The 20,871-nt window shown below is 51.3% G+C and carries 10 protein-coding genes; 8 read left to right on the top strand and 2 right to left on the bottom strand.

The features are described from left to right. The first annotated feature begins 607 nt into the window (after positions 1 to 607). Positions 608 to 6,700, top strand: a complete 6,093-nt coding sequence (locus EKN16_RS20220) for an Ig-like domain-containing protein (RefSeq protein WP_125661335.1) — start codon at positions 608 to 610, stop codon at positions 6,698 to 6,700. A gap of 145 nt (positions 6,701 to 6,845) precedes the next feature. After that, a complete protein-coding gene (locus EKN16_RS20215; protein WP_164522900.1) occupies positions 6,846 to 7,154 on the top strand; it encodes a Dabb family protein in 309 nt (102 codons plus the stop codon). Between the two features lie 121 nt (positions 7,155 to 7,275). Here the strand turns inward: EKN16_RS20215 and EKN16_RS20210 are convergent, their stop codons facing one another. Then, complete coding sequence (locus EKN16_RS20210) at positions 7,276 to 8,283, bottom strand: electron transfer flavoprotein subunit alpha/FixB family protein (RefSeq protein WP_125661332.1); 1,008 nt, start codon at positions 8,281 to 8,283, stop codon at positions 7,276 to 7,278. 38 nt (positions 8,284 to 8,321) lie between these two features. Then, positions 8,322 to 9,236 (bottom strand): electron transfer flavoprotein subunit beta/FixA family protein, encoded by a 915-nt coding sequence (locus tag EKN16_RS20205; protein WP_125661329.1) that lies wholly within the window; start codon positions 9,234 to 9,236, stop codon positions 8,322 to 8,324. Between the two features lie 705 nt (positions 9,237 to 9,941). Between EKN16_RS20205 and EKN16_RS20200 the strand changes: the two genes are divergently transcribed. The 6 genes from EKN16_RS20200 to EKN16_RS20175 all read left to right on the top strand — a co-directional run bounded on the left by EKN16_RS20200 (position 9,942) and on the right by EKN16_RS20175 (position 20,824). Then, positions 9,942 to 12,323, top strand: a complete 2,382-nt coding sequence (locus EKN16_RS20200) for a (Fe-S)-binding protein (protein ID WP_375782038.1) — start codon at positions 9,942 to 9,944, stop codon at positions 12,321 to 12,323. A 356-nt stretch (positions 12,324 to 12,679) separates the two neighbouring features. Then, complete coding sequence (locus EKN16_RS20195) at positions 12,680 to 15,100, top strand: 3-hydroxyacyl-CoA dehydrogenase/enoyl-CoA hydratase family protein (RefSeq protein WP_125661326.1); 2,421 nt, start codon at positions 12,680 to 12,682, stop codon at positions 15,098 to 15,100. A 109-nt stretch (positions 15,101 to 15,209) separates the two neighbouring features. After that, entirely contained in the window at positions 15,210 to 16,409 is a 1,200-nt protein-coding gene (locus EKN16_RS20190; protein ID WP_375782033.1) for an acetyl-CoA C-acyltransferase, read from the top strand. 130 nt (positions 16,410 to 16,539) lie between these two features. Continuing rightward, complete coding sequence (locus EKN16_RS20185) at positions 16,540 to 18,360, top strand: acyl-CoA dehydrogenase FadE (RefSeq protein WP_125661323.1); 1,821 nt, start codon at positions 16,540 to 16,542, stop codon at positions 18,358 to 18,360. 257 nt (positions 18,361 to 18,617) lie between these two features. Further along, positions 18,618 to 20,396, top strand: coding sequence for a long-chain-fatty-acid--CoA ligase (locus EKN16_RS20180; RefSeq protein ID WP_125661320.1), 1,779 nt, complete (start codon positions 18,618 to 18,620; stop codon positions 20,394 to 20,396). After that, entirely contained in the window at positions 20,393 to 20,824 is a 432-nt protein-coding gene (locus tag EKN16_RS20175) for a PaaI family thioesterase (RefSeq protein ID WP_125661317.1), read from the top strand. The genes EKN16_RS20180 and EKN16_RS20175 overlap by 4 nt, the downstream gene beginning before the upstream one ends. Positions 20,825 to 20,871 lie beyond the last annotated feature (47 nt).

Raw genomic sequence — 20,871 nt, 5'->3', positions numbered from 1 at the left:
GATTCCAATCAGGTAATCGGATGTCTCAGATGCATTATTTATATTTTATTTATTTTTTGTAAATTTCAAATTTTATATCGAAAATACGACAGATCGACGCAGAATTTTTAGTCATTTATTGAGGAAAGGGTACTTGAACGTAGATTGTATGCGGACAGAGCAAAATTGCCTGTCTATCGGTTTTTTGTCGCATTATTATAGATGAAATTGTTTGCACGTGCGATATAATTGATTGCATAAAGAAAGCGTTTTCTTATACCTTCCACTTCTTTAAGACAGCGAGAAAGAGGAGAACATTCCGCATAACCTATCATACATCCAGCTGAGGATTTCGCGGAGAATTATTTTCTTTCCATCGATGGAAAGCGCTACCTTCAAAATCAAAAGATAGGAGGCAGAGGTTTGATCGTCTATATTTTCAGTTAAGAGCGGTCCTATGATGCATTCTCGTTTGCATATGATAAGGACTTTTTTTTAACACGTAAGGTTAAGCGCTTCACCTTGTAAACAGAGTTTTGTTTTTACGGGAAGAATCGATGTGATGGGGAAACAATGTGAATTTTCGAAATATAAGAAAGTATAAGTTTAATAATCGAGGAGGAACGAGATGTTAAGCCAACGGAACAAAAAATGGGTAAGTCTTCTGACTGTTTTATCTTTGTGGGTGAGTATGGTTTTACCGAATACGGTGGTATTAGCAGCAGATGAAAGCAGCGCGACAGCTTCCATTCCAGGGTTAGTCGGGGAATGGAAGTTCGAAGATATGACAGGGAGTGTGACGCCGGACACTTTCATGCACAACGATGCTGTAGTCTCAAAGGCTGCACTGGGCAGTGGGAAATTCGGCAAAGCTTTGCTGCTTAATGGGTATGACAGCTATGCTACGATACCGAATAATAACTTAATCAACACGGGCAGCGACTTTTCTATGAGCATGCTTGTGAATTTTAACTCTACTTATACGAATCGCACCGTGGTGCTGCTCCAGCAGCAAGGGACAGACACTACAATGCTGCTGAAGCGCAGGCCGGATGGTCGACTAGAATCGGCATTGGGAGGAGCAGCGACAATTGGGGCGACTCCGATCGAACCGAAAAAGTGGTATCATGTTGCGCTAGTCCGGGAAGGCGGAACCGTCAAGCTGTATGTAAACGGTGCATTGGACATCGCGACAGCCAATACGCATATGGACTCGAACACGGGGGAAATCCGGCTTGGTGCGGATACATTCCCGGATTCATCTAATGCGTGGCCTGGATATATCGATGAGGTTCAAGTGTATGACCGGGCATTGACGGATAAGCAAATGCAGCAAGCGCCAGGACTGGTCTGGCCGGCGATTACGCTCAGTGGTAGCGCAGATATGACGCTGTCTACCAATGAGGCATATGTTGAAGCCGGAGCAACAGCGACTGATGCTGTAGACGGCGACCTTACAGCTAGCATCCAAAAGACAGGCAATGTCGACACGAGCAAGGGTGGTATTTATACCATTAAATATACGGTGTCGAGCAGTCGGGGAGATAGCTCAACTAAAGTGCGGATCGTCAAGGTGGTCCCGCCCAAGACATTGTCTCGCGCCAGTCGGGTATTGATTGATAGAGGGCTGCAAATGCAGACATGGATGCGGGCCATAGAGCAGGAGGGCGCATCATTCGCAACGCCAGAGGAATGGAAAGGCAGTAATTTTACAACGGCTACTTATTACGAATGGCCTTTTTACAACACAAGTTTCCATAAAGCTTTACCAGATGCGCAATGGTCACTTAAAAAGGATTTGGGCGGCAGTCCGACAGATGCCGATAAGAAAGGGTTCCTCTCCTCAGAGCAAGCAGCGAATGTAAATAACTTAATTACGATCTCGTTTGGGGATGAAGAATCATATAGCGAGGATGTTTTGAAGACATTCACGGATTGGTTCAAGCTGAGTCATCAGTTATATCCGAATGTACTTGCCCATAGCAATCAGCAGTCACGTCAGTGGCAGAGAGATAGCTTCGAAACGTACATTAAAACGGCAGAACCGGATTTGCTGACTTTTGATGATTATATGTTTTCGACGCTTGGTACGGATAAAAATCTGTTCACAACCGTACTTAACAATATTAATGATCAACGAACAATCGCCTTGGGAGGCTTCGATAGAACAGGCCAAAGCCCGATTGCTTTTGGTCAATATTTGCTAGGCTTTAAGACAGGCAAGGAGCCAGCTGACGTTGGTCCGTATATTATTACAGAGTCACAAGTGTACGGTATACCATTTGCAACACTAACGCTGGGTGGGAAATGGCTGAGTATGTTCCGCTGGGAATATGATAGCAGGTATTTCTTATTCTTTGATAAAGATAGGAAGCCTACGCCGCAATATTATCAGTATGCAGAAATGGCTCGCCAAATTAAAAACCTAGGACCGCATCTGGTGAGATTGAACAGTACGGATGTATTTACGGTACCTGGTCAATATAAGGACGAGAGCGGAGCGATCCAAAATAATAAAACACCAAGAGAAACGCCTGTACTTAATAAATATAATCGGCTTACACATCCTTACCTAAGAAGTATGACTGTAAAAAATAACGGTACGGAAAATAACGGATTGAATGGCGATGCGCTTATCGGATTTTTTGATCCGCTGCCGGGTACGCAATCATTCTTCGGATCAGCGGATATGGAATACTTTATGGTTATGAACGGATTGACAACAGGAAACGGACTCCTGCCGGATAAGCAGCACGGATCAGGCGCTGATACGAAACAAACCATAACGGTTGAGCTGAATTTGGCTAAATATACGCCAGATGCTATTAAACGAGTGAGCAGAGATACAGGCAAGCTGGAGGCGGTTGCGCTTAAATCTCTCGGCGGTAACCGTTATCAGCTGAACGTAACGCTGAATGGCGGCGTGGCTGATTTGTTCCAACTGGACAAAACGAAGGTCAACCCGAATTACGTTGCAGCGGAATCGGTTAGCCTTCCTGCCACGCTTAGTATGATTCCAGGTGATACTATGGCTGCAATTGCGGTTGTTTCTCCTGTGAATGCATCGGAAAAAGGCGTAGAGTGGAGCTCCTCCAACGAGAACATCGCGAAAGTGGACGCGAACGGCAATGTCACCGCTGTAGCTGGAGGAAACGCATTTATTACAGCGACAACGGTCGATGGCAGCAAAATGGCAAAGATTGCGGTCTCAGTTGCTTCAGTGACGATGCCAGTCACGGGCATAACGGTAAGTCCAGTGGTTGCAACACTGTATACTGAGGATTCGATGAAGCTGACTGCCGTTGTTATGCCAAATAATGCGACGAATAAAGCGTATGTCTGGTCAAGCAGCGATGAGCGAATAGCGAAGTTGGATCAGTCGGGTATCGTGACGGCGGTTTCGCCAGGCAGCGCCGCGATTACGGCAACGACCGTTGATGGGAGCTTTAAGGGGACTAGCTCCATTACGGTGTTGGATGCATCTAGCGAAGCTGCATTGTCGGAGTTAACCGTCAATGGAGGAAGCTCGGATCTTGCTTTTAACAGCACTACTTTTGATTATTCGATAACCCTCGATGCAAGTATTGATACGCTAACGCTGCAGCCTCGATTGAAAAACAGCAAAGGGACGATGAAAGTAAACGGTACGTCGGTGAACAGCGGCGAACTGATTACAGCCAAAGTGCCGATGGGCAATAGCAAAATCGTATTCGTTACGCAAGCGGCTGACGGTATTGCTTCGAAAACGTATACTGTTACCGTAAAACGCAACAAAAACATTGCGCTTGAAGCGTCGGTGGTTGCAACCTATAAGAACCATGGACAAGAGTGGAGCGCTGACGATTACGTCTCTAATCCTGAGATCACGGATAAAGATCATCTACCTCTTCAGATGATCGATGGTAACGTCAATACGTATTTCCAAAGCGCAAGCATGCCGGTGTTAAACGCAAAAGGCGAGTTTGAGCCTCCCCATCGGATTTTGCTGCAATGGAACAAGAATAATCTTCAAGATTTTAATAAGCTCGTGCTCGTTGTTAACAAAGCGCAGCAGCAAGGGTTGAAGGTTCTGGATATTTCGACGACGGAAGACGGCGAGAATTGGGAAGAGACCAAATCGAGCGTCTATCTGACTTGGGGGACGGACAGTCCGGATATTTATGAACGGGTAACGATCAATCTGCCTGATTACAAAGCGATTTACGAAAAAGAAGGTCATGCATATAAAGGGTTAAAAGGCATCTATTTGTCGCTCTGGGCCGCGAATTTGGATAATACCAACCGTTACGCCATATCCGAATTCGAGCTGTACAATGAGCAGGATGCAACAGAACCGGTGAAATTGACGGTAAGTGATATTCCGGTAACCGGGGTACAGGTTAACCCTGCGTCTGTCGACCTTCTTATTCATGACACGGCGAAATTGACTGCGGTATTTGCGCCGGCAAATGCGAGCAACCAAACAGTTCAATGGAGCAGCAGTGATGAGCGTGTTGCAACCGTTAATGGCAATGGTATTGTTACCGCCATCAGCGTGGGAACGGCCATCATAACGGCAACAGCGAGGGAAGGCAGTCCTCTTACCGCATCAAGTACAATTCAGGTAACGAATCCCAGCAGCGATGCGTCGTTATCAGCGCTGCTGGTGAACGACGGGAGTACGAATATAGCGTTTAATAGCAGCAAGCTCGACTATTCGCTGAACATTGATCCTAGCGTAGACACGATAACACTGAAGCCTACGTTGAAAAAAGCCGACAGCACGATGAAAATCAACGGCAGCGCGGTCAAAGCAGGTCAGTGGGTGACAGCGAAGGTTCCGATGGGCAACAGCCAAATCAGGATTGTCGTCACTGCCAACGACGGAGCAACGATCAAGACGTATACCATAACCTTGAAACGGAATAAAAACATCGCGCTTGAAGCGAAAGCCGCTCGTGCGACTTTCACGGAGCATGGACAGGAATGGAATATAAATACGAATGATTACAACCTGGAAAGTGAGCATTCACCGCTTAAGATGATCGATGGCAGCGTCAATACGTATTTCCAAAGTGCAAGCATAGAAGAGTTAAACCCAAAAGGTGAATTTAATCCAGCGCATAAGATTTTGCTGGAATGGGACGAGAAGAATCTTCAGGATTTCAATAAACTCGTGCTCGTTGTCAACAAAGCGCAGCAGCAAGGGTTGAAGGTTCTGGATATTTCGACGACCGAGGACGGTGTAAATTGGGAGGAGACAAACTCCAGCAATTATTTGACCTGGCAGACCGATAGTGAGGATGAGTACGAACGGGTCACGATTAATTTGATCGATTATAAAGCTCACTATGGGGCGAAGTATAAAGGTCTAAGAGGCATTTATTTGCTGCTGTGGGCAGCCAACTTGAATGAGGACAAACGTTACGCCATATCCGAATTTGAACTGTACAATGAGAAGGATGCTACCGAACCGGTGCAGATTACAGTCAATAGTCCGATAACTCCGCCGGACACGGGCAATCCGCCGGTCACACCGGTGACGCCGCCTACGACGAGTGTAGAAAAAGGCTCAATCCACTTAGGTGTGCCGAAGGTTGATGCCGCAACAGGCGAAGCGAAAGCAGTGGTTTCGAATAGCGACTGGAGCAAGGCAATTGAAACCGCTTCGGCTGACGCGAACGGCGTCAAAGCTGTCAAAATTGACGTTCCGAAAGCCGATGGGACAAAAAATTACGTTGTCGAGCTTCCGCAAGCGGCACTTGCCTCGAGCGAAGCCAAGACGAAGATTGAGCTTTCCACTGAATATGGCACCATTGCTGCGTGGGCAAATATGCTCAGCGGAATGGATTTGACGGGTGCGAAAAGCGTGGCATTATCGATTGCAACAGCGGATATATCCTCACTTGATCCTGCAGTGAAGGCGCAAATCGGCAATCGTCCGGTTATCGAGCTTAACGTCAAAATCGATGGAAAAACGGTGGCTTGGAGTAATCCGAAAGCACCGGTACAAATATCGATCCCTTACAAGCCGTCGGCGGAAGAATTGGCTGATCCGGAGCATATTGTCGTATGGTACATCGACAACGCGGGTAAAGCGGTGCCGGTGGTAAATGGCAAATACGATCCGATAGCGGGTACGGTTACGTTTAAGACGAGTCATTTTAGCAAATATGCGATCGTTTTCGTCCACAAAACGTTTAATGACATCCACTTACTGACATGGGCGAACAAACAAATTGAAGTGATGGCATCCAGAGGAGTCATTAACGGAACATCGGCAAGCACATTTGCTCCGGCTGAAACGATAACGAGAGCCGATTTTACTGCGCTTCTCGTGCGGGCGCTCGAGTTGACAGCTGACGGAAGCAAGGCGAATTTCTCCGATGTCGCTGCTTCTGCGTATTATTACAATGAAGTAGCCATTGCTAAGAAGCTGGGAATCGCATCAGGCTCGGGAGACGGCAAGTTCAACCCGCTGCAGCCGATATCGAGACAAGATGCGCTTGTACTGCTTCATAAAGCGATGAAGGTCGCTGGCAAATCGATTGTCGACGGATCAGCTTCTGATCTGGATCGCTTCCTCGATAAAGGGGAAATTGCCACGTACGCATCAGATCGTATCGCTGCACTTGTCCATAGCGGCATTATCAAAGGTGACGGGGTCTCCTTCCACCCGCTTGCCACATTGACAAGAGCGGAAGCGGCAGTCATGCTGTACAACATGTTTAACAAGGAATAATACGTCGATTGAAAAAGCGAGCTGCCCCTGCTGTCATGATGGCATAGGGGCATCTTGTTTTTTGTTGATCGAGATACGAATCGCGTCTAAACTAAAGACTGTATGAAGCAGGGCCATTCTATCTTTTTAAGTGGAGGATTATAACATGGGTCAATCAATTCAACATATGGTGATATTTTGCTTGAAGCATCCGGTGGGCTCGGCAGAGGCTGACCAATTTTTAGCTGATGGGCAGCGGTTGCTTACCTCGATTCCGGTTGTGAAGAATTTCAGGGCGTTCAAGCAGGTAAGTCCTAAGAATGATTATGATTACGGTTTTTCCATGGAATTCGCGGATCAAGCTGAGTATGACACGTATAACGTACATCCTGTTCATGTCGATTTTGTTGAAGGACGCTGGGTTCCTGAAGTGGCTCGGTTCTTGGAGATTGATTTTCAGGGATATGGCAAATAGGAATGTTGAGATAAAAAAGAAACCGTTAGCTGCTTTGCGGCAGTTAATCGGTTTCTTTTGTTTTATTAGTTGATTCATGCCATATATGACTAGAGCTCAAAGAAATGCAGCTTAAAGAAGATTAGTTTAATATACGCTGGAACTGCTCGGTCAGCTGGGGCACGACCTCGAATAGATCCCCTACGATTCCGTAATCGGCAACGCTGAATATGGGAGCATCGGGGTCTTTGTTGATGGCAACGATTACTCGGGATTGACTCATGCCCGCAAGATGCTGGATAGCACCGCTTATACCGCAGGCGATGTAGAGCTTGGGTGTGACCGTTTTGCCGGTCTGTCCGATTTGCAGCGAGTAATCGCAGTAACCGGCATCGCAAGCGCCGCGCGATGCACCGACTGCGCCGCCGAGCAATTGCGCTAGCGCTTCGAGCGGCGCGAAGCCTTCCGCGCTGCGCACGCCTCTACCGCCGGCGACGATGATGTCCGCCTCGGCGAGATCGACCCGTCCGCTGGCTTTGCCTACGATGCTGCGGACGGTGGTCCATAGGGGCGGCGCTGTGTATGGCAGCGCCGCGATTATGCCCTCGCTGCCCGCTGGCACAAGCTCCGCGATGGGCAGGTTGTTAGGGCGCACTGTAATGATCCAGGGTGCGCCTGGAAGAAAGCGCCGCTGCTCGAACGCCTTGCCGGCGTAGAGCGGGCGAGTGAAGATCACGTCTCCGCCGCCGGTAACCTCGGCGGCAGAGACATCTGCGATATGGCCGCCATGCAGCGCGGCGGCCACGCGGGGCGCGAGCTCGCGCCCCGCTGCGGTGTGGCCGAGCACGATGATGCTCGGCTGCACCGCAGCAATGGCAGCGCCGATGGCGGCGGCGTACGCCTCTGGCGCGAACTGTGCAAGGGCCGGGTCGTCTACGACGTGGACGACCCTTGCCCCGCGGGCGGCGAGCTCGGCTGCCGCCGCCGCTTGCGCCGCAGCTGGCGCACCGCCAGCAAGGACGGCATGCACGTCACCGCCGTCCCCGGCTAGCCGCCGCGCTAGGCCGAGCGCTTCCAGCGCAACGCGCCGCAGCTTACCATCCGAGCACTCGGCGAACACGAGTGCCGATCGAGTAGGACTTTCGTTCATCTCCTCGCACTCTCCTTTTGATGAGATATCCCTTTACCTCAGAACAGCTTCGCTTCGTTCTGCAGTAGCTCCACTAGCGCCGCAGCTTGCTCACTTGGCGTACCGGTCAGCTTCTTGCCAGCAGCACGCGTTGACGGCGCGAGCAATGCAAGACGTTCGGTTCGCGGTGCTAGCTCATTGGCAGGAAGATTAAGCTCCGCGACTGTTAACTGTCGAAGCGGTTTACGTTTCGCTTTCATAATCCCTGGCAGAGAAGGGTACCGTGGTTCATTGAGTCCCTGCTGCGCAGTCAGGAGTGCAGGCAGGGGAATCTCGATCGTTTCGATACCCCACTCGGTATCGCGTTCCACAATAACTATGTTCCCATGTGCTGATGAAGCCCATTTTGCCGAACGGCCAATACTCGCAATTAGACTCGAACTGGTACTTTCCGAACTCGCACTCCCGGAACTCGCACTCCCGGAACTAGTCCCTCCCGAACTAGTATGATCTACACCCGCGGCTCCGCCGCTCCGAATCTCGACCTTCACTACCGCTGCCGCATGAGGCAGCCCCAATCGTTCGGCTACCTGCAGCGCAATGCTGCCTGCACCGCGATCAATCGTGAACAACCCGGCGAGCACAAGGTCTGGTTGCAGCTGGTCAATCACAGCGGTCAGTGCTGCCGCAATAGCGTGCCCATCATCCGGCAGGCCTGCATCTGCAAGTAGTACCGCATCATCTGCGCCCATGGCGAGTGCTGTTCGCAGCGCTTCTGCCGCTCTCTCGGGTCCGCAGGTGACGACGGTTACGCTGCCACCGTGCGCCTCGCGTATTCGCAGCGCCTCTTCAAGCGCATATTCGTCATAAGGGTTGATAATGAACTTAACGCCCTGCTCGGCAACGGCTCCGTCTACCAGCTGGATTTTTTCCTCTGTATCTAAGGTCTGCTTAAGTAGTACAACAACATTCATACTGTGTAAGCACCTCCAGATTCTCTACATATCTCTTCCATCACGCTAGATTCTCTGCATATCTGCCTTCTATAACGCAAGATTCACTACATATCTGTCTTTTGCTACGACAGACTCTCTCCATATCTGTCTTTTGTAATTCCCGAAACCCCTGCATATCAGTCATCATTACCTGATGATATGCTGCCGCAGCCTAGCGATTAATGAAGGTAACCAAGTCTCCGCACAGTGCTACCATATGACTCTTTTTATCCAAATAGACCGTAGACTGTGCTCCCCCTGTTCAGCGCCTGTTCGCATGTTCGAGAGAATGAGGTCATATACTGAATCAATGTGTATTTGTGTAAGCGCTTCACACCTTGTCCACATTCCTTGCTCCAAGACGGCGACTCGTCATTATCCGGCCAAATAGGAGGGATCTGCGTGGAATCCTTAAGCGTCCATCATTTTGCCCAGCTGGCACGATGGCTCATTTTCACGGGTATGACGGTGGCAGCACTAAGTATGTTTATTACAGTAATCAGCAGACGGCTGGGGTATATTCGGCTCGGGAAACAGGAGGGTGCGAGCACAGCAGCGGCTTCTCGTCGTGAAATGGATATGGGGGAGGAGGACAGCGAGGAGTTCCTGCACCTATCTTCCGTTCCGACAGCAGCTCCACGGAAAAGGCTGAGCCTCATCAATCGTAAGGGCAAAGCTCCTCTCATGGCGGCAAAATCATTCCAGAAACGTCGCTTGCTGGAATGGGTCCTGCACGTCTTTGGACATCGAAAGCTCTTGAAGGACATCCGCAGCGGTGTGCTGCATTTGGTCGTTTTTTATGGCTTTATTGTGCTCCAGTTCGGGGCTGCCGACATCATTTGGAAAGGGCTGAGCGGTTCTTCACTCCCCCTGCCCGCCTACCATGCTTTTATTCAAACGCAGGAAGTGACGGTCGCGCTTGTGCTGCTTGCTATTCTGTATGCAGCCATTCGGCGGTACGCGGAGAAGCTTCCGAGACTGAAGCGAGGCTGGAAGCCGTCGATTGTGCTCTGGTTTATCGGAGGGCTGATGATAACGGTCCTATTCACGCAAGCCTTTGAACGGTTGAAGGATCTTCCCGAAGCCGTAACTGATGCGACCAGCAGCCAGCTAGCAGCGGCAGGCACACCGATCATTAGCAGCACTAACAATAAGCTTAACCACCTTAATCAACTTCGAGTAGAACGATATTTCACTCGAACTCAAGGTCCAGCAGCGCTGCTGGATTTACCATCCATCGATCTTCATGCGGCTGCTTTGCTTTACCAATATATCGCTGATTACAAAGCGCAGGCGGCGGCATTACTTGCCAACACTAGGATACGTTCTTCATCCACACAAACGTTGTATGTGGATTACGCCCCGATCTCCTCCTCCTTAGCGGAAGGGCTGCGAACAATAGGTGTAAAACAAAATGCTGCGGGGGTCAGCTATGAAGTGTTTTGGTGGCTGCACTACGCGATTTTACTCGCTTTTCTCGTTTATGTGCCGCAGTCGAAGCATTTTCACATTTTCACAGCACCAGTGAATCTGTGGCTTCGCAGGCGCTCTCCTCCAGGCAAGCTTGCTCCGCTTGATCTAGAGGATGAGAATGCAGAGTCCTTTGGCGTCGGAGAGATTGAGCAGTTTACACAGAAGCAAATGCTGGACTTCTACGCTTGTGTGGAGTGTGGTCGCTGCACCCAGGTGTGCCCGGCCTCGAATACCGGTAAGCTGCTCTCGCCTATGCATCTCATTATGAAGCTGCGTGACCATTTGACCGAGAAAGGCGCTGCAATCACGTCCAAATCGCCTTGGGTCCCAGCATTCTCGTCTCCTCCGTTCTCTTCAATTAAGCAGCCGCCGATCGCACATATCATGGGTGGAGCGATTCCGGTCTGGGTGAATCACCAAGAAGATGACGATAACACGTCATCGCAAATCGCCATTGAACCGACGATGACCGCGCAGCGTCATGCTTGGCACGAGCAGACGGATACTTCGGTAGGAGATATCGCGCTAATTGGCGATGTGATGACCGAGTCCGAAATTTGGGCATGCACGACCTGCCGCAGCTGTGAGGAACAGTGTCCTGTGGGCAATGAGCATGTCGACAAAATCATAGATATGCGCAGATATCTCGTCCTGACGGAAGGTCGTCTGCCAGTGGAGGGACAGCGTGCACTGCAAAATATCGAAAGACAGGGCAACCCATGGGGGCTGCCACGAGCTGAACGGGCCGCATGGTTAAGCGCATATGAGACTGCGATAGCAGCAGATAGCCGCCAACCTGCCAGGCCGCCTATTCGAACGATGCAGGAAGCGGCACGACTTGGCGAGAAGCCTGAGCTGCTGCTCTGGGCAGGGACAATGGGTACCTATGATCAACGGAGTCGGAAGGTTTTGTTTGCTCTTGTTCGGCTGCTCCAGCAGGCGGGCGTTCCGTTCGCCGTTCTAGGCGGGGAGGAGCGTAACTCTGGCGATACGGCTCGGCGGATGGGCAATGAGCTGCTTTTTCAAAATTTATGCAAGGAGAATATCTCGACGCTGCAGCGCTATGGCATTCGCCAAATTGTTACGATCTGCCCGCACACTTTTCACGCAATCAAGAACGAGTATACGGATTTTGGCCTAGATCGTTCGACCGTTACAGTGGAGCATCATACAACGCTGTTGGATCGGCTCGTTGAGGAAGGGAAGTTGAGACCTATTCACCGTGTCGACGAAAGAGTGGTGTATCACGATTCCTGTTACTTGGGTCGCTACAACGGCATCTATGATGCACCGCGTAATCTGCTTCGATCTATACCAGGTATCGAGCTGCTGGAGATGGAGCGTTCCCGGCAAAATGGGATGTGCTGCGGGGCAGGCGGCGGTCTCATGTGGATGGAGGAGCGGAGCGGCATGCGCGTGAATGAAGCGAGAGTATCGCAAGCGCTTGAGGTTAAGCCGACTGTAATCGGCTCTGCCTGTCCCTATTGCCTAACGATGATGGAGGACGGCGTAAAGCTGCTGGAGGTGGAGGCTTCTATTCAGGCGAGAGATGTCGCAGAGCTGCTGGCCCAAAGCGTGTTTGGCACTATCTAATCCTGCCAGGAATCTTTATTGCAGCATAGGTTCTACGTGCTTGCACTCCCTTAGCGTAGGTTTTAAGTGTTTGAACGACAGTGGTATGCACTTAAATTGCAGCATAGGTTTTGGTGTTTGAACGACAGTGGTATGAACTTAAATTGCATCATAGGTTTTGAGTGTTTGAAAGACAGTGGTATGAACTTAAATTGCATTGTAGGTTTTAAGTGTTTGAACGACACCGGTATGCACTTAAATTTCATCGTAGGTTTTGAGTGTTTGAACGACTTTGGTACGCAGTACCACGGGAGTACAAACACCAAAACCGGAGAACGGAGTACAAACACCAAAACCGGAGAACGGAGTGAGCAATCATGAGAGCAATTACGTCACTGACGCCGATTCGCCGCGCGGCTGTTATCGGGTCTGGTGTCATGGGAGCGGGTATAGCCGCTCATCTGGCTAATGCGGGTCTGCAGGTGCTGCTGCTGGATGTGCCCCCTGATTCATTGACAGCCTCAGAGCTCCAGTCGGGATGGAATCTGGATGATCCCAAGGTTCGCAACCGATTAGCAGCGGGGAGTCTTGCGAGATTAGCCGTGCAGCAGCCTCCGGCTTTATACGAGGCTTCCTTCCTTCAACGAATTACACCAGGTAATTTAGCGGATGATCTCCATCGACTTCGCGAAGTGGATTGGATTGTAGAGGCGGTTATTGAACGTCTGGATGTTAAACGTCAGGTGCTGACACTTATCGAGTCCGTTCGGAGGGAGGATACACTCGTCTCCACAAACACATCTGGGTTATCTGTAGCAGCGATGGCGGAAGGGCGAGGAGAAGCGTTTCGGAAGCATTTTGTAGCAACGCATTTCTTCAATCCCCCCAGACATATGAAGCTGGTCGAGCTGGTAGCTGGTCCTGATACCGATCCCGGCGTTCTGGCTAGATTGACGAATATTTGTGAAAAGCAGCTGGCTAAAGGAGTTGTCGTTGCCAAGGATACACCGAATTTCATTGCCAATCGAATTGGTTCCTATGGCATGCTCGTCACGATTGAAGCGATGCGTAAGTATGGTTTAACCGTCGATGAAGTCGACGCGTTAACGGGTCCAGCGATGGGGCGGCCCAAGACAGCAACCTTTCGTATGCTCGACATGATCGGACTCGATACGCTGCTGCATGTGATAGATAATGTTCGGGAACGCAGCCAAGATGCGGCGGAGCGGGAAGCCTTTGCAAGACCGCCCGAGCTTGAAGTGCTGGTGGAGCGCAAGTGGCTGGGGGAGAAGACGGGGCAAGGCTTTTATCGCAAAATCAAACGAATCGGCGGAGGCAGTGACATCGAGACGCTGAACCTGCAGACGATGACTTATGAGCCGCGGCGAAGCGTGGGATCACCGATTATTGAAGCCTCCAAGGCAGCGAAGGGTGCGGGGGCCAAGCTGAAGGCGCTGCTCTTCACCGATACGAACGATCGGTATGCGAATTTTGCTTGGTCCACAATCAAGGATATTCTGCTCTATTCGGCCAGGCAGCTTGGTGTCATCGCAGATACGACGCAGGATATCGACCGGGCAATGGTATGGGGTTTTAATTGGGAGCTAGGACCGTTCGAGCTTTGGGATGCCCTTGGTGTAAAGCGTTCGGTGCAGCGAATGCAAGCCGAAGGTGACACTGTACCGGAATGGGTAGAGGCTTGGCTGGCTGCTGGGAATTCCTCTTTCTATAAAACCGAAGGTGAGCGACGCTTCTATACGTATCGCGGTGAATATGTGGAACAGGAAGTCGCCCCAGAGCATCTGTCGCTTGGTTCCATGAAGGAGGCCGGTAAGAAGATACTCGGTAACTCAGGTGCCACGCTGATTGATATCGGCGGAGAGGTCGCTTGCTTGGAGTTTCACTCCCCGAATAATGCTATTGGCGGCGATATTCTGGCAGCGATTCGGCAAAGTGCAGATGAGGTTAGCCTTAATTGGCGGGGCTTGGTTATTGCGAACGAGGGGCGGCATTTTTGCGTTGGAGCAAATCTGATGATGCTGCTCATGGAAGCGCAAAATGGTGACTTCGACGATATCGACGATATCATAAGACTGTTTCAAGACAGTATGCTCAAGCTCAAAAGACTGGATCGGCCTGTCGTTGCCGCACCTCACAAGATGACGCTTGGGGGTGGAGTGGAGGCCTGCCTGCCTGCAGATTGCATCGTATTCTCTGCGGAAACTTACTATGGCCTCGTGGAAACCGGCGTTGGTTTAATACCAGCCGGCGGCGGTTGTAAGGAAGCGGCCGCCCTCGCAGCGGAGCGTGCTGGAGCGGGTGGCGATGTCCTGCCGCAGCTCATTCCTCTATTTGAGACGATTGCAATGGCGAAGACGTCGACGAGCGGCTTTGATGTGAAGCGAATCGGCTTGATGCGGACGCAGGATCGGGCCATTATTCGCGGTGAGTCGCGTATCGCCGAGGCGAAGCGGGCTGTCCTTGAGCTGGATCGGTGGGGGTACTCGCCGCCGTCATCAGCAGCACGTATTCGCGTCGCGGGGCGTGAGGGACGCGCCGTTCTGCAGCTTGCGGTGGAAGCGATGAGGCTGGGCGGTCAGATCAGCGATCATGATGTGCGCATTGCGCGTAAGCTCGCGCATGTGCTTGCTGGAGGCGATGCGCCGGCAGGCGCAGAAGTGAGCGAGCAGTATTTGCTCGATTTGGAACGCGAAGCGTTCCTAAGCCTATGCGGCGAATCCCTGACACAAGCGCGTATGAGACATTTGCTCGCCACGGGTAAGCCGCTGCGGAACTGACGGTAGAGGCTTGAAGACTTTGCCCGAGGATGACAATTGCACAAGGAATGAATCTACTTCTTTCTAGTTATCAAAGGAATTCTATCCCTACTAAAGGAGATGACCGCGAGTGGCGATAACGAACAACGAACGCGAAGCTGTCATCGTGTCTGCCGTGCGCACGGCAGTTGGCAAGGCGAAGAAGGGCAGCCTTGCTGATACACGAGCAGAGGATCTCGGACGCGCCGTGTTTCAAGCTGCAATCAAGCGAGTACCAGGACTCGAACAAGCGGATATCGAGGACGTCATTATTGGCTGCGCAATGCCGGAGGGCGAGCAAGGGCTTAACTTTGCCCGGATCATGTCTCTATATGCGGGCTTGCCTGTTACAACACCTGCTGTAACGATTAATCGTTTTTGCGCTTCGGGGCTGCAGGCTATCGCCTATGCGGCGGAGCGAATTCGTTTAGGTGAGGCAGACGTTGTACTTGCAGGAGGTGTCGAGAGTATGAGTCATGTCCCGATGACTGGCTTCAAGCTCTCCCCCCATCCAGGCATTGCCGACTCGATGCCAGAGGTCTATATGGGCATGGGCCATACCGCAGAAGAAGTAGCTAGACGTTATGGCATTAGCCGAGTAGATCAGGATGCTTTTGCAGCCCAGAGTCATAGTAAAGCGGCGCAAGCGATTGATTCCGGGCGATTCCGGGACGAAATCATTCCCCTTCAAGTGAGTCGCGAAGGCGTCGATGATAACGGCCGTCCGTGGGCACGAAGCTTTCTTTTTGACACCGATGAAGGGGTAAGAGCAGATACGACGGCAGATATTCTGGCTAAGCTCAAGCCTTCCTTTGCTAGAGAGGGGTCCGTCACGGCGGGTAATACGTCGCAGATGAGTGATGGCGCAGCAGCTGTTATTGTGATGAGCCGCGCTCGTGCGGAGGAGCTAGGGATCAAACCGCTTGCTGTGTTCCGCGCCTTCAGTGTTGCTGGTGTTGCACCCGAGGTGATGGGCATTGGGCCGATCGAGGCGATACCCCAAGTGCTGCGAAGGGCAGGGATTACGCAGGATCAGGTTGACCTATTTGAGCTCAATGAAGCATTCGCCGCTCAATGTCTACCTATTATTAATGAGCTGCAGATTGATCCGGCAAAGGTGAATGTCAATGGTGGAGCAATCGCTCTTGGTCACCCCCTTGGCTGCACAGGGGCCAAATTGACCGTCTCCATCATCCATGAACTGCGGCGGCGCGGCGGTGGAACAGGGGTAGTCTCTATGTGCGTCGGCGGCGGTATGGGAGCGGCTGGCGTAATTGAAGTGCTGCCATAAGTGTTAAAGGCATCAGCATCAGAAAGATTCCGGGTACGAAGTACAACGAACGCATTCATCGTTAAACGGAGCTCAGAAGGCAAGAACGGTGCATTAATTGCAAAACCGGATCATCTAAGGAGGGTTCATCATGGCACAAACGTATCGATGGGGCGGCAGGTTTGTGATCGAGGATATGTCGCCGGAAGCCATAGTCACACCGGAGGATTTTACGGAAGAGCAGCGGATGATTGCGGAGGCGGCTCGCGCTTTTGTAACGGGTGAAATTCAGCCCCGCGATGCTGAGATTGAATCATTGAATTATGAGCTTACCGTGGAGCTCATGCGCAAAGCGGGTGAGCTCGGTTTGCTCGGTGCCGATGTTCCGGAAGCCTATGGAGGCCTAGGTCTAGATAAAGTAAGCACTACGCTGCTGGCGGAGACGCTGGCTGAAGCATCCTCTTTTGCGTTATCGGTTGGTGCTCATGTTGGGATTGGCACCTTGCCGATCGTGTTCTTCGGAACGCCTCAGCAGAAGCAGAGGTACCTGCCAGACCTTGCTGTAGGCCAGAGAATCGCAGCCTATTGTCTAACTGAGCCTGCCTCAGGCTCCGATGCGCTTGGTGCAAGAACGACAGCGAGACTATCGCCGGACGGGAAGCACTACGTACTCAACGGCTCCAAAATTTATATCACGAATGCGGGCTTTGCCGATTTGTTCATCGTCTATGCAAAGGTCGATGGGGAGCATTTTACCGCTTTTATCGTGGAGCGTCATTCACCAGGCTTCGGCATTGGCCCCGAGGAGCATAAAATGGGCATCAAAGGCTCGTCTACTTGTCCGCTTTACTTTGATGACACGCCCGTGCCTGTCGAGAATGTCCTTGGTCAGGTGGGCAAAGGTCATTTGATCGCCTTCAACATTCTGAACATTGGCCGCTTCAAGCTGGCTGCTGCATGCGTTGGAGGAGCCAAAGAAACGATAGCACTGGCAGCGAATTACGCGAATACACGCAAGCAATTTGGCCGTGTCATCTCCTCCTTCCCGCTTATCGGGGCGAAGCTCGCGGATATGAACATCATCACCTATGTCATGGAGAGTATGGTATACCGTACAGCGGGCTGGATTGATGACATGCTGCAAAGTGTGGAAGCAGAGGCAAGCGCAGCGGAGCAGAACACATCCACGCAAGCGGACGGAGGAGCGGGCGCTCGTGCAGCCAAGGCCATTAGTGAATATGCGCTGGAATGCTCCATTCTCAAAGTATTTGCGACTGAGGCGCTTTCTTCTGTTGCGGATGAAGGGGTGCAGATTCACGGCGGCTATGGCTATATTCGTGAGTACAAGATCGAACGGATTTACCGGGATGCTCGCATCAATCGTATCTTCGAAGGCACCAACGAGATCAATCGACTGCTTATCCCAGGCACCCTGATGAAAAAGGCGCTCAAAGGGGAGCTGCCGCTGCTGCGCAAAGCGCGTGCTCTGCAATCTGAATTGCTCCAGCCTATGCCTTTGCCAGCATTCGACGAACCGCTCAGCAAGGAGACGTTCCGCATTCAGCAGGCCAAGAAAATATTCCTCGCCGTCGGCGGGCTCGCGGTACAGCGATATGGACTTGCGCTCGAGCAGCAGCAGGAGGTTCTAGCGCTGTTAGCTGATATGATGATTCAGCTATTTGCTATGGAAAGCGCTAATCTTCGTACTCGCAAAATGCAGCTGCGTGCTTCCGCAAACAGCTCTTCTAAGACAGAAAATGCAGTCGAAATGACCACTGTTTTTGTCCAGGAAGCAATGGAGCGAATCGAGCGATATGCTAAGACGGCACTCGCAGCGATTGAAGAAGGAGATTCCCTGCACACGCAGCTCTCTATCCTCAAGAAGCTGACCCGTTCGCCGCTAGTTGATACGGTGGCGCTCAAACGCTGTATCGCCTCGCGCATCATTCGCAGCGAGCAATATACCATCTAGCTAAGCTTCGCGATTATCGATTGCATGATGACTGATAACCGAGTCTCGACAATATCTCTCGCCTAACGGTTACATGATGACTGATAACCGAGTCTCGACAATATCTCTCGCCTAACGGTTACATGATGACTGATAACCGAGTCTCGACAATATCTCTCGCCTAACGGTTACAGTGTTCGCCTAACGGTTACAGATGACTGATAACCGAGTCTCGATAATATCTCTCGCCTAACGGTTACAGTGGAGGAGTGAGCGAGATGGAACAATCGCAGGAAAGGCCTTGGTATCAGAACTATCCGCAGGAGGTTGCGCCTGCACTTCAGGTGCCAAGCCTGAGCGTAGCTGACCTTTTACTGCAAGCAGCGGCTAAATATCCTAGTCATGAGGCGCTATACTTTTTGGGCAAAAAAACCACCTATCGCGAGCTGCTTGCGTCTGCTCAGCGGATGGCTGGGGGACTTCAGACAGCTGGAATTCAGAAGGGGGATCGGGTCGCCATTATGCTCCCGAACTGCCCACAGCTGGTCATTGCTTACTTTGGCATCCTGCTTATGGGCGGAACGGTGGTCATGACCAATCCGTTATATGTGGAACGCGAGCTGGAGCATCAGCTTCGTGACAGCGGTGCGAGCGCCATCGTTATGCTCGATTTATTTTACTCGCGTCTAGCAAAGGTAAGGGGAGAAGCGCCAGAGAAAGGCCCTTTACCCTTCCTAAAGCATATTATCGTTACTTCTGTGCAGGATGCGCTTCCTTTTCCCAAGAACCTGCTATATCCCATCAAGCAGCACAGAGCTGGTCACAATCCCACCATCCCGTACGGACGAGACGGCATTAAGAGGTTCCAGACCTTCCTGGCCAAAGCGCCGGCTAAACCAGCTGAAGTGATGATTGCATCAGAGCAAGATGTTGCGGTGCTGCAGTATACCGGTGGGACGACCGGTCTGCCCAAGGGTGTCATGCTCACCCATCGGAATTTAGTGGCTAACTCGGTTCAAATGGCGGCATGGTGCTACAGGATGAAGGATGGCTCCGAGCGGTTTCTAGCTGCTCTCCCCCTGTTTCACGTATTCGGGCTTACGGTGCTCATGAACCAATCGGTTATGCGAGCGGGGACGTTGATTTTACTTCCGCGGTTTGAGGCTGCAGCTGTTTTGCAAACTATTCGGAAGCAAAAGCCGACTTTTTTTCCCGGTGCTCCAACGATGTATATTGCGCTTCTGAATCATCCCGATGTGAATAACTATGATTTATCATCCATAAATATTTGTATTAGCGGCTCTGCTCCACTTCCGTTAGAGGTGCAAAAAAAGTTCGAAGCTCTAACAGGCGGACGGCTTATTGAAGGGTATGGTTTGACCGAAGCTGCGCCAGTAACACATGTAAATCCGATATGGGGCAAACGTAAAGTCGGTTCGATTGGCCTGCCCGTGTCTGAAACGGAAATCCGCATTGTCGATCTAGAAACAGCCGAGCTGCTGCCAGCAGGTCAAGTGGGGGAACTGCTTATCCGGGGTCCTCAGGTGATGGCGGGCTACTGGAACCGGGCCGAGGAAACAGCTGCGGTGCTTCAGGACGGCTGGCTTCATACCGGCGATCTGGCTGCTATGGATTCGGATGGATTCTTCACGATTGTTGACCGGATAAAGGATCTCATTATTGCTGGTGGATACAATATCTATCCGCGGGAGATTGAGGAGGTGCTGTATGAGCATCCAGGCGTTCGGGATGCGTCTATTATCGGCGTTCAGGATCCTTACCGCGGGGAAACGGTAAAAGCGTTTATCGTGCTCCGCAAGGGCTGGCAAGTATCCTCCACGCAGCTCGATGTCTGGTGCCGAGCTCGTTTAGCCGCTTATAAAGTGCCCCATCTGTACGAATTTCGCAGTGAGCTGCCGATGTCCATGATGGGAAAGATACTACGCCGCAAGCTTCATGAGGAAGAGGCAGCCAAGGAGAAACAGTTGAACCCCGTGGAGCCAGAAGAAGAGCAAGCAGATCAAAAGCAAGCAGACCAAGAGGAGGAGCAGCCATGACGGAGGAAGGGGCGAACCAGCAAGCAGATCTGTCAGAAGACTTATTAAAGCTGGGTGAGTTGGCCAAATCGACGTTCTGGGGTTATTTAGGCTGTGAAATTGTTCATGCAGAGAAGGAGAGAGTCACGATATCCTTACATGCACAGTCCCAACACTTAAACTTACTTCGCCTCATTCATGGGGGTGTGCTTGCATCCATGATAGATAATGCTATGGGGCTTGTTGCCCTGCAAATTTATCCGGATGGTCAAACCGTCACGGCTTATATGAACGTCCATTATTTGAAGAGCCGCGGCGCAAGCATTTTGACCTGTGAAGCGGAGCTCATTCATAGCTCGAGGCGAACACTCACACTTCGAAGCAGCATTTTTGGGGAGGATGGAGAGTTATTAGCATGGGGGAGCGGCACGTATAGGCGCGTAAACTAGATGTAACAATATTACATTTCGGCCGCAGGTCGTCCTCCTCATTGAAA

Origin of the sequence: Paenibacillus baekrokdamisoli, from assembly GCF_003945345.1 — a bacterium.
In the GTDB taxonomy this organism is placed as follows: Bacteria; Bacillota; Bacilli; order Paenibacillales; family Paenibacillaceae; genus Paenibacillus_Z; species Paenibacillus_Z baekrokdamisoli.
This window is presented reverse-complemented; position numbering and strand designations above follow the sequence as displayed.